Annotated in this window: 7 protein-coding genes; 1 reads left to right on the top strand and 6 read right to left on the bottom strand. The window is 31.6% G+C overall.

All coding sequences use genetic code 11. From position 1 onward, the window contains the following. Nucleotides 1-76: 76 nt before the first annotated feature. Entirely contained in the window at nucleotides 77-1,411 is a 1,335-nt protein-coding gene (locus tag RH82_RS09720) for an MATE family efflux transporter (RefSeq protein ID WP_034060301.1), read from the bottom strand. A 90-nt stretch (nucleotides 1,412-1,501) separates the two neighbouring features. On the opposite strand from RH82_RS09720, the gene RH82_RS09715 reads away from it, so the two are divergent. Continuing rightward, nucleotides 1,502-2,299, top strand: coding sequence for a universal stress protein (locus RH82_RS09715; RefSeq protein WP_034060298.1), 798 nt, complete (start codon nucleotides 1,502-1,504; stop codon nucleotides 2,297-2,299). A 16-nt stretch (nucleotides 2,300-2,315) separates the two neighbouring features. Here the strand turns inward: RH82_RS09715 and RH82_RS09710 are convergent, their stop codons facing one another. The 5 genes from RH82_RS09710 to RH82_RS09690 all read right to left on the bottom strand — a co-directional run bounded on the left by RH82_RS09710 (nucleotide 2,316) and on the right by RH82_RS09690 (nucleotide 11,933). Next, the gene (locus RH82_RS09710; protein WP_034060296.1) at nucleotides 2,316-3,155 is read right to left on the bottom strand and encodes an alpha/beta hydrolase family protein; all 840 of its coding nucleotides are present in this window, start codon (nucleotides 3,153-3,155) and stop codon (nucleotides 2,316-2,318) included. Beyond that, a complete protein-coding gene (locus RH82_RS09705) occupies nucleotides 3,155-5,908 on the bottom strand; it encodes a PD-(D/E)XK nuclease family protein (RefSeq protein ID WP_034060293.1) in 2,754 nt (917 codons plus the stop codon). Before RH82_RS09705 ends, RH82_RS09710 begins: the two co-directional genes overlap by 1 nt. Nucleotides 5,909-5,980: 72 nt before the next feature. After that, nucleotides 5,981-7,414 (bottom strand): OmpA family protein, encoded by a 1,434-nt coding sequence (locus RH82_RS09700; protein ID WP_034060291.1) that lies wholly within the window; start codon nucleotides 7,412-7,414, stop codon nucleotides 5,981-5,983. 120 nt (nucleotides 7,415-7,534) lie between these two features. Next, nucleotides 7,535-8,731: a glycine C-acetyltransferase gene (kbl, locus tag RH82_RS09695; RefSeq protein ID WP_034060288.1), complete on the bottom strand. Its 1,197-nt coding sequence runs from the start codon at nucleotides 8,729-8,731 to the stop codon at nucleotides 7,535-7,537. A gap of 40 nt (nucleotides 8,732-8,771) precedes the next feature. Continuing rightward, nucleotides 8,772-11,933, bottom strand: coding sequence for a UvrD-helicase domain-containing protein (locus RH82_RS09690; protein WP_034060285.1), 3,162 nt, complete (start codon nucleotides 11,931-11,933; stop codon nucleotides 8,772-8,774). Nucleotides 11,934-12,063: the final 130 nt, after the last annotated feature.

Raw genomic sequence — 12,063 nt, 5'->3', positions numbered from 1 at the left:
AAAAAACCCACTGCCTCCTAAAAAGTTTAATATTTCCATCTTTTATGTTTTAATGAGCCTTAAGCTCGCGCCAAAGTTAATTCTTTTGTGATAGTGGTAAAAATTCTTTTCTAAATTTTATTATTAACGGTAAACCACGAACTGCAATCCAAAATGTTAGCGCGATAAAAATCCCTGTTAGTTTTAAATCATATTTGTCTAAAACATAAAGTATAGGCAGAAAAACAACAAATGTTGATAGTAATAAAAGGTTTCTTAAGTCTGCCATTTTCCCAAGCCCTTTAAACATACCATCGAATATAAATGCTAAAGCACATAAAGGTTGAATGGCTAGAACAATCCAAAAAATGCTATAAAATTGTTCTAAAACATCAGGTTCTTTAATAAATATTTTTCCGATTGGATAATAAAATATGGTACCTAGAATAGCGATAATTATTCCAATTGCAATGCCATATTTTATTAAGCTATTGCTTAAAGATATGAGTTTACTGTATTCTTTTCCGCCAATTAATTTTCCAGATAGAATATTGCCAGCACTCGCATAACCGTCAATTATAAACGCACCTAAAAACCATAAATTTATCGCGATGGTGTAAGCTGCAATATATTCTTTGCCATAACCTGTAGCATATTTTGTAGCGAAATATAAGGTTACATTTAAAGCGATGGTTCTAATAATCAAATTGCCTATCATTAATAAAAAGCGTTTTATTTCTTTGTTAAAAGGAAAGCTAACAACTAACGGAATATCTGTTTTCTTAACAAGGTAATAAGCTGAAAGTAATGCCATTAAAAATTGCGCACTTACACTGGCATAAGCAGCACCTTGAATATGCATAGCAGGAATAACATTTGCAAAACCATAAACCAAAACATAATCTAAAATAATATTTGCAACCGCTCCAATTATGGCAATAATCATTGGGTAATACGTGTTTTGTAAGCCTCTAAAAGCTCCAAAAACAGCAATAGTAAATAGTGTAAATGGAAAACCAAAAACGCGAATGTTATAGTAATCTACAGCATATTCTAGAATTTGGCTTTCTGCATTATAAAGTTTAAAAATAGCTTCGGCAAAAGGATAAGTAGCCATTATAATTAATATACCTAGCGTTGTGATAATAAAAATTGCTTGAGCAGGAAGATTTTTAATTTCATCTAACTTGTTAGCTCCTAAATATTGCGAAACAATAGAAGAAATAGCACTTCTAGTTTGGCCAAATACCCAGATTAACATGGATAAAAATGTAGAAACGATCCCAACCGCTGCAAGAGATTCTGTAGCATTAAAATCTACATTTCCAACTATCGCTGCGTCTGTTAAAGATAATATAGGTTCTGATACTCCTGAAATGAGTGCTGGAATAGCTATTTTATTTATATGCTTTAAGCTAATATTAGTGCTCAAAATGGCTTTAATTTTTAGTATAAGCTAAGGTCGTAAGATTTAGCATAAAAACTGTATTTTTGTAGCGTAAATTCATTTAATTATCACGTCATGAAAAATATTTTAGTTCCAGTTGGATCGTCTAAAAATGCTAAAAGTCACTTACAATACGCTGTAGATTTTGCTGAAGCTACGGGTGCTAGACTTTACGTTGTTCAAATATATAACGTTTATACTAAAGCCGGAACTATGATAAAGATCGATCATATTATTGAACGTGAAAGTAAGGCGTTTCTAGAGCATCATGTATCGCAAATTGATCACAAAGATGTAGAAGTTATTACGAGGACGTTTAAAGGAAAATTAGTTAATACTATTGATTTAGTTTGTAAGGCTTTTGATATTGATATGATTATTTTAGAACCAAGAACTAACTCTATTAAAGATGAGGTGTATTTAGGTAAAACCTCTGGAAAAATCATTAAACAGACCAATATTCCTGCATTAATAGTTCCTGAAGGGTTTGTTTTTAAACCTATTGCTTCGATTTTATTTGCATTAAAATCTGCGATAATTAATAGGGAAGAAGCCTTAGAACCATTAAAGTCTATTAAAAACAGTTTTAATGCTACAGTGAATTTACTTTTAGTAGAAACACCATTTTACAACCCTGATGATTTTAACGTGAGCAGTCAATTAGATAGTATGATAACAAGTACCACTAAATCTCAAAATGCTACAACTTATCTAGGCGTTTTAGAACATTATAAATCAAGTAATCCAGATTTGTTATGTGTTGTTAGACGTAAACGTGGTTTTTTCACAATGCTTTGGGAGAAGAATGTAATGTTGAAAAAAGATTTTCATATCAGTGAATTTCCAGTTTTAGTACTTAGCGGTTTAAAATAAAACGGTTAAGAACGTTCTAGCAAATCTGTCCAATACAGTATTCTATAACTTGCAATAATGCTTTTGGAGGACTTTTTTCTTGCCAAGGATGCATGGCACCAAAAACATGATTACTGTTTTCAATAGTATATAATAAACTTTTAGCGTTCCAAAGATGAAGCGCTTCTGCTTCATTGAATTTTACTGATGGGTCGTCTTTTGCATGGATAATGAGATGAGGAATTTGTAATGATTTTTCTGCCCTTTCTATGTTTAATCGAACCTCATTAGCTTTAAAATTTTGGTAAAATTGATAGTTATGAGGCATTTGCTGTTTCGTTCTTCCGTTCAATACATATTTAACTCCTTCTTTTTTCCATTGTTTTAAATCGCCAACGGTTGCTGTGCGTTTTTCGAAATCGCAGACACTAGCTAAGGTTATAATATTAGTAATTCTTGGATCCTCTGCGGCTTTAATAATAGAAATTCCGCCACCTCGAGAATGGCCAATAACAGTGACGTTATTTCTGTCTATCTCATTTTTATGTTCACAACCTTCTGATAGTAAATAATTTAGAATAAAGTCTAAGTCATCTAACTCTTTAGTGTAATTGTTTTCTGCAAAAGCTTCTAAATCTGGAAAATCTATCGGGTTTTCAATGGTGCCTCCATTGTGAGAAAAGTTGAATTTCACAAAAAATAGATTCGCTTTCATAAAAGCTTCGGCAAGTAAATTCCAACTTCCCCAATCTTTAAAACCTTTGTACCCATGACAAAAGATGACTAATGGTTTTGGTTCTTTGATTTTATTAAAAAACACATCAAAAAGAATAGGTTTTTGGTCTTTTCTGTCTAAAATTTGATTCTTTTTTATCATTACACCTCTTTTTCAACAAAATTGATTTCTGAATTACAAATCTCAATAATTAATGTTTTTAGCTCTTCAAAGTAACTATTCAAAGTGTCTTGAGTGATAAAAGTATCGCCACTTCGTGCCTTAGAAGTCTCTTTTTTATTAAATTTTAAAAAGCCTGAGTTGAGGTTTTTAAATGAAATTACACCGGCTTCAATAGGGAAATTTAATGGGTTTTGTATATTCATCATATATGCATAAGCCAATATTTGAAAGCTTTTACTGTACTTTTTATAATCAGTGGTTAAGTCTTCCCAATCTGTAATTGTTACTTCGGAATTTATGACTTTACCAGTTTTATAATCAATAATCCGTGTTACACCATTATATTCGTCTACACGATCTACAGTTCCTTTTAATTTTACATTGAAGTCTAGTTCTGGAATGTCTAATGGTATTTCTGTACGTTCTTCTAATGCTATTATTTTAATGGTGTTGCCTTGCTTTAAATCCGCGATTTCAAGGTTTAAGAAATTTTGAACGTAACGTTTTGCAATTTCATATACAATTAGGTTTTTACCTTTAGTCATATCTCCATCTGCATAGGCTATCTGGAAAAACCTCGAAATATTAGTATCAATTTGAGGCTTCATTTTTTTGATAGCATCAACTTTTAAATGCATCCCAATATATGGTTTGTATAATGCTTCTAAAGTGTCATGAACAACAGTTCCCATTGTATTGGCGGCAACAGTTTCCTCGACATTTTCAAGGTCTTTAATACCAAGTATTTTCTGGTAATAGAAATCTAACGGATTTCTTATATAATTTGTTAACGATGAAGGAGAGAAGCCTTGTTGTGCTATTGCTTTCAACTTATTTGTTACTGCTTCGGTTTTATTGATTTCTTTTAATTCAAAATTGAAACTAGGAACCTGAGGCGTAACAATTTGATGATTGATAGTATGAATAGCTTCTAATTCTAGTTGATTAATGAATCGACTTTTTTCGCCTCCAGTTAAAACATCGGCTTCAGTGTTATAAATTATGTAAACGTTTTTGGCGCGTTGCAATAGTCTATAAAAATGATAGGTATAAACGGCATCTTTTTCCTTATATGTTGGTAACTCGTTTTCTATTTTAACATCAAAAGGAATAAAAGAATTGTTTGTTTTTCCGGAAGGCAGAACACCTTCATTTACGCTTGAAATAATTATAGTTTCAAAATCAAGGACACGGGATTCTAACATTCCCATAACTTGTAGGCCTTCTAAAGGCTCTCCTTGGAAATCTAAAGTCTCACTCGTTAAAAGCTCTTTATATATGCTAAAAAGAGCAGAAATGTCATTGATGTGATTATAGCTTTCATTTAACCTAAAGAGTTCATTAAAGAGTTTATTAAAACGGTATAGGTATTCAAGAGACAAGAGATGGTCTGCATTTTTTATGTTCAGGTGTTCTTTTATTCTATTTATTATTTTGAAACAATTCTGGATAGCATTATTTGCATTGTTTTGCCAATTATTAAAAAGAAGTTCTAATAGTTCTGAATTATACTTACTGTAGGCTTTTAAATCGGAGAGCGATAAATATACTAGGTTATTTTTTTTAATACTTTCAATTAAACTTGTAGCATTATTAGTGTCTTCATTTGAAAATAAAGGTCTTATAAATTGATGTGAGAGTAGTCCAATAATATCTTTGTAATAATATTTTTTAGACCCTTTTTTGTGTATTGCAAATAATTGTTCGAAAAGAGACGCAAGAGGAATAGAGCTTAACGGAAAGCCCATTGTAATGTTAAGCTTGTCTATGGTAGAAGGAATTGAATTTAAAACTGGAATTAATAAATTCTCGTCTCCAAGAACAACAGCTGTACTTTTTAGATTTGGGTTTTTTGTTTCTATTATTTTTAATATAGAACCTATTGTTTTCGCTTGTCCAATATTTTTAGGAACACCTAATATTTCAATGTTTTTAGGTTTAGAATAGTGTCTTGTTATCCAATTAAATGTATGAGTTGTAAAATAGTTCCATCGTGTTTTATGTTCTCTTGTAAATAGGCCTGCGTCATGGATAGGATTTGCTATAAAGGCTTCATCTATATCCCAAAATACTTCTGCTAAGTCGTTTTTTAATAATTCTTGAATTAGTCTTTCTTCTGCAGTATTTAAAGCATTGAACCCTAAGAAAACATGCTTCTGCTTAGTGTTCGCGCAGTAGTTCTCAATGTTTCCTAAAGCTTCTCTATAGATTAAACCTTGATAACCTGTTTTATTGGCTAACAATGCTTCTGTATAATGTTTATAGTAGAGTTTTAGTTTGTCCCAGAATTTTAGATAGTTTTTTACAACGTTTGTTTTATTATCTTCTAGAGACCAGTGGTCTATTTCTTTTATTGCACTTAAATAGCCAAAGATGTTTTCTTGCGGTATAAGATAACGATCAATTTCATTAAAGTCTTGAAGTAATATTTGCGCCCATTTAGAAAAGGTTTCAAAAGGTTCCTGTTCTTGTTTTGGAGTTAATGCTAAGTAAGTGTTATAAAACTCGAATAATAATTCTGTATTAGGAATAGATTTTAATTGAGCTAATTCTTCAACAAATTCTTCAATACTAATAATAGTTGGCGAAAATATAGTTTTGTTAACGACTGTAGATAATTCTTGTCTTAAAAAAACACCAGCGCGTTTACTAGGTAAAATGAAGCATAGGCTGGATAAATCTTCGCCCTTGACTTTAAGGTTTTGTAATACATCGAAAATAAAAGATTTCATTGTATAAAAATAAAAAATCGCTTACGGTATAACCGAGCGTTTTTTTAAAATTATTTAAAAGTGTTGAGAAACTTATTTTTTAAGTTTAACCTCTACACGTCTATTACTTGCTCTACCATCTTTAGTAGTGTTAGGGTACATTGGGAAATCTTCACCAAAACCGTAAGCATTTAATCTAGAAGAAGAGATACCATTCTCTGATAAGTAGTTCATAACTGCTTTTGCTCTTTTCTCTGATAACTTTTGGTTAGTAGCTTTGCTACCTACACTATCCGTATGTCCTTCAATTGTAAAGTTAGATTTAGGATAATCTTTTAAAATCGCAGCAATATTATTTAAAACAGTTACAGTTTGATCTTTGAAAGTTGATTTTCCAGTAGCGAATAATATTGTTTTAGCATATGAATTTAAAGTTTCCATTACTGCTTGAGTTGGTTGAACTATTTCAGGACATCCATTATTTGCTACTGTACCAGCTACGTCAACACATTGATCATCTTTGTCTAATACACCATCACCATCTTTGTCAGTCCATGGGCATCCTTTGTTTTCAGCTGGACCAGCTTCGTTAGGACAATTATCTTTAGCATCAGTTATACCATCACCATCAGAATCAGGACAACCATTTAAAGCTTTAAGACCTTTAACAGTAGGACAATCATCGCTACCGTCTACAACGCCATCACCATCAGTATCAGGACAACCATTGAACTCAGCTAAACCAGCTTCGTTAGGACAAGCATCTTTAGAATCTTCGATTCCATCACCATCAGTATCAGGACAACCGTTGAAAGCTTCTAAACCTGCAACTTCTGGACAAGCATCATACTTATCGAATATACCATCACCATCAGTATCAGCTCCTCCAAATCTTACAGTAAATCCTGCAGTATGTTGAAAGTGTGTATCTACGTAGTCTTCAAATGAATTTTTAAACTTAGATTCTATAGAGAAACCTACGTTATCTGTTAACCAGTAAGTTAATCCTAAAGAACCATTTAAAGTTCCAGCACCAAGATTATTATTTCCACCAGCTCCGTTAGTGTTATATAGACCTTCTTCAACCCAAGTATAACCACCACCTATACCAACTGTTGGATCTAGTTTTTTACTTTTAATTAAATCTGCAAAGTGATATCTTACATTAGCATCAAGTGCATAGTAGTTTAAATCTCCAACACGTACACTAGGATTAGCATTAATACCAGTAGTTTGACCGTATTTTTCAATTTTGTTTATAGATCCACGAGCTTGTAATGAAAAGTTGTTACCCATAAATTTAGATATAGAAACTGTAGACAAAGAAGGTAAAATATTCCAATGGTCTTTCACGTTTGCAAACTCATCAAAGAAATCTCCTTGTGGAGCATCTTCTCCAACAGGATAGAAATCTACTGCGTTCATTCCAAAACTAATAGCCCAAGGATTGTCTTGGTCTTGTGCATTCACATTACTAAAACTTACTACAAGTACTAGAGTGAATAATAATCTGCTAAGATTTTTCATATTCAAAAAATTTAATTTTAAGTGTTAATTAAAGACAAAAATAAGTTGTTAAATAGTATTAACAAAGACAAATATATAAAAATATTGTTTACTCTAGCAAATTGTTAAAATTTATAATGATTATTTAATGATTTCTAGTGTCTTTCCCACCCTAATAAAAGCTTCGATAGCCTTGTCTAGGTGGCTTTTTTCGTGTGCAGCAGATAACTGTACTCTAATTCGTGCTTTTTCTTTTGGCACAACTGGAAAAAAGAAGCCAATAACATAAATCCCCTCTTTTAAGAGCATATTTGCCATCGTTTGGGATAATTTTGCATCATATAGCATTACAGGAACGATAGCCGAGTCTCCATCTATAATATCGAAACCAGCCGATTTCATCCCTTTTTTAAAGTAATTTGTATTATGCTCAAGTTTATCTCTTAATGAAGTATCGTTTTTAAGCATATCGAATACCTTAATAGATGCGCCTACAATTGCCGGAGCTAAAGAATTTGAAAATAAATATGGTCTTGAACGCTGACGTAAGATATCAATCACTTCTTTTTTAGCCGTTGTGTAACCGCCCATTGCGCCACCAAGAGCTTTACCTAAAGTTCCTGTAATAATATCTATTCTTCCTAAAACACCTTTGTCTTCTAGAGTTCCAATTCCTGTTTTCCCAATAAATCCAGTTGCATGGCATTCATCAATCATTACCAAAGCATCATATTTATCTGCTAAATCACAGATTTCGTCTAATGGCGCGACTAATCCATCCATAGAGAACACACCATCGGTAACAATTATTTTATGTCTTGCACCATTTTTATTTGCATCGATTAGTTGTTGTTCTAAATCTGTCATGTCGTTATTTTTATAACGATATCTTGCAGCTTTACATAAACGAACACCATCAATAATGGAAGCATGATTTAAGGAATCTGAAATTATTGCATCTTCCTTTCCTAATAAAGGTTCAAAAACACCACCATTAGCATCAAAAGCTGCTGCGTATAGTATGGTGTCTTCTGTACCGTAAAAATCTGCTATTTTTTGCTCAAGTTCTTTATGTATGTCTTGGGTTCCACAAATAAAACGAACAGAACTCATTCCAAAACCGTGAGTATCCATTGCGTCTTTTGCTGCCTGTATTACTTCTGGGTGCGATGATAAACCTAAATAGTTATTAGCACAAAAATTTAATACTGTTTCACCAGTGCTTAAAGTAATCTCTGCACCTTGTGGTGATGTGATTATACGTTCTTCTTTATAAAGTCCGTTATCTTTAATGTCTAGTATTTCTTGTTGTAAATGTTGTTGTATTTTACCGTACATGCTTATTTATTGTTAGTTGATTCTACAAATTTATGAAACATTAATTATAAGTTTTAATTGTTATGTCCTTATTAACATATAAAAGTATTTTTTTGGTTACTTTAAAATCCATTTCTTCTAAAACATCTTGGTAGTCTTGTAATTGATGTTGGTATTTAGGATTGTGTAACCCTGTTTTGTAATCTATAATTGCAACTTCGTTTCTGTTATTAATAACTAAGCGATCTGGTCTGTAAATTTTTCCAGTTTTTAAAATAATATCACGTTCGTTATAAATGGTATTGCTTTCAGAGAAATAAGGTTTTAAATCTTTATGGTTAATAATCTCAAGGATTGAGCTTTTTAAAGCTTTTGCTTGACTTTTGTCTATTATTCCAGAACTCTCAAAATCGTTAATAGCAAAGTCTATATCGCTTTCAACTTTTATATGCTCCATAATATCATGCACTAAGTTTCCTTTTTCTATAGCATCTTCTTGTTTGGTATCCCATAGATAGCCCGAATTTGCAATCACCTTTATATTATGGTCTTCTTTAGCAGTAGATATAAATTCTTGCTGTTCTATAGTCTTAATACTTTGTTCTTCTTTTTTTGATTCCGGCTTTTCTGGTGAACCAAAACTATACATAGTTTCAGTGTCATTCCAATGCCCAGTTTTTATTAAATAATCGATGAGTAATCCTGAGTATGATTTTAAATTTAACTCACCTTTTTTATTGATATCTTTTTTTCCAATAATATATAGCTGCTCTACAGGACGTGTTAATGCAACATATAATAGGTTCAAACTATCAAGTTCTAATTCGGCTTGATGTTTGGCATATATAGCACTGCCTTGTTCTCCATAAGACTCGAAAGTTTTTCCATAATTTAATAAAGCATATTTAAAACCGTTATAGTTTTCTGGTTTTAAAGTGTACCATTCTTTAGGTTCAATGTCTTCATATATATTAATCTCCGCATAAGGAAAAATGACAACTGGAAACTCCAATCCTTTAGACTTATGAATAGTCATAATTTGAATGGCATCTTGTTCTTGAGGAGAAACAATACTTAATTTGTCTTTTTTAAAGTCGAAATACTCCAGAAACGAGGCTAAATCCGAAATGTGTTTCTGTGAATATTCTAGAATAGTATCTAAATAAAACTGAACATAAGCGTTTGAAGCATCTACTAATTTAAAACTCCTAACAACTGTTTCAGCCAAATCGAACAACCCTTGTTGTACTAATTGGATAGGATTAATATTAATTCCGAAAGCCTCAAAACTTTTAAAGAAGGGCTCTTGATCTAAAAAAACATGATTTTTAAAAAAGTCATGTTTGTCTTTAACATCATATTTATCAGCTAAAAAATCTAAAATATTAACTTTACACTCACTATCGTTTGGGTTCACTAAAACGGTTAACACATTGTTAATGAGCTGAACTTCTGCAGCATTATTAATGAGCATGGTTTCGCTAGAGGTAATTTTAAGGTCTTGAGTACTTAAAAATTGAGCAATTGCAATACCATGTTTTTTCTTTCTTACTAGAATACAAATGTCTTTTAATGCATAACCTTTTTTCTGGCAGTCTTTTATTGTGTTGAAAACATGTTGTGTATAAACTTCATCTTTGTCATTCTCTTCATTTTCAAAATCTATAAAATTTAGGTTTACATAGCCTTCTTTATCTTTAGACGGTTCTTGATGTGATTGCGCATAAAGGTCTGCATAATCTCCCTTTGAAAGCGCATGTGTAGAAATATACTTAAATAGTGCATTGTTAAAATTAACTATAGTTTTGAAACTTCTAAAATTTGAGCCTAGATTTTTAACGTCTTGATCTATATAAAAAGGTTTCGAAGTTTTGTTAAACAACTCCATAAACTGTTCAGCTTTTCCGCCACGCCATCTGTAGATAGCTTGTTTGGCATCACCAACAATCATTGCTGTGCCTTTTTCGCCTTTTACATTTTCGCCAGATAAGGTGTTATCGACTAATGGAATTAAATTTTCCCACTGCATTTGTGAGGTATCTTGAAACTCGTCTATAAAGTAATGTTTAAATTTTTCGCCCATGCGCTCATAAATAAATGGCGTTGGTTGGTCTTTTATTTCATTACTAATAATAGCGTTAAATTCGCTAATTAACATTTTGTTTTCTTCTGCTTTAATTGCAATTAACTCTTTGTTTATAACCGTTAAAACAGATAAAGGTGTTAGGTTTTTATATATAGCAATTGGCAATAAATAACGTTCTGGCAAAGTCGCAGATTTGTAAAATAAAGCTTTCAGTTCTTCAATAATACTTTCTATACTTTGTTTGGTTTCGGCTGTGGCTTTTCCTGTATAGTATTTTTCGTTTTCAAGATCATCAGCTAATCTTCCATCAAACTTCAATTCACTTATTTTGAGGTTTTTAAGTTTTATAAAATGTTTAGGTAAATCTGAATATCTAAAATGATTTTGAGGAATATTATGGTTTTCAATTAAAGATAAAGCCTTCTCCGAAAGAGCCAAACATTCCTTTTCTATATTTTTTATCGTTTCTTTTAAAGTTGTTTTTAATGCTAAAAAATCGTCTAGCGATTTATCGTTTAACGTTCTTACAAAGTCTAAATCACTTTCTTTAGTTAGTAATTTTGCGATGTTATTAAAGTCTCTTGCAACATCCCAACTTTTATCGTCATCCGCTTTTTCGATAGCAAAATCCACCAACACTTTTGTTAATTCTTTGTTGGTTCCAGCTTTTGCTATTAAACGATCTACGGCTTCATTTAATAAAGATTCCGTATCTAATTCTACTTCAAAATTGACTGGTAAATGTAAATCGTGAGCAAAAGTTCTAATTAATCTGTGATTAAAACCATCAATAGTCGAAATATCGAAAGCTGCATAATTATGCATGATGGTGTTTAAAATGGCTTTAGATTTTTTTTGAAGATCTTCAGGCTTCAGTTTTAAGTCTTCAACAATGTTTGTAAACATTGGATGCGGGTTTTTTAAATTTTCAGTTTCAGAAAAGTGTTTTAACATCTCTAAAATGCGGGCTTTCATTTCGCCAACTGCTTTATTTGTAAATGTTATGGCGAGAATATTTTTAAATTGAAAGTTACCAGAAGCCGAAAATAAAATTTTAAGGTACTCTTTAACCAGCGTGAAGGTTTTACCACTTCCAGCAGATGCATTATAGACTTGAAATGAAGAGTTTGCAGACATTTATTATATTTTAGTACAAGATAAAAACAATTCGTGTGAAGCGTGTTTAAATCTCGATTTTTTAAGAATAAAACCAAACTATTTCAAAATCACGTTGTTAAAGTATTATTAAAACAAAAGACTTAGCATA

It is taken from the genome of Lacinutrix jangbogonensis (genome assembly GCF_000797445.1).
Lineage (GTDB): Bacteria > Bacteroidota > Bacteroidia > Flavobacteriales > Flavobacteriaceae > Lacinutrix > Lacinutrix jangbogonensis.
Note: the sequence above shows the minus strand (reverse complement) of the source record. Positions and strands in the feature narration are given on the sequence as shown.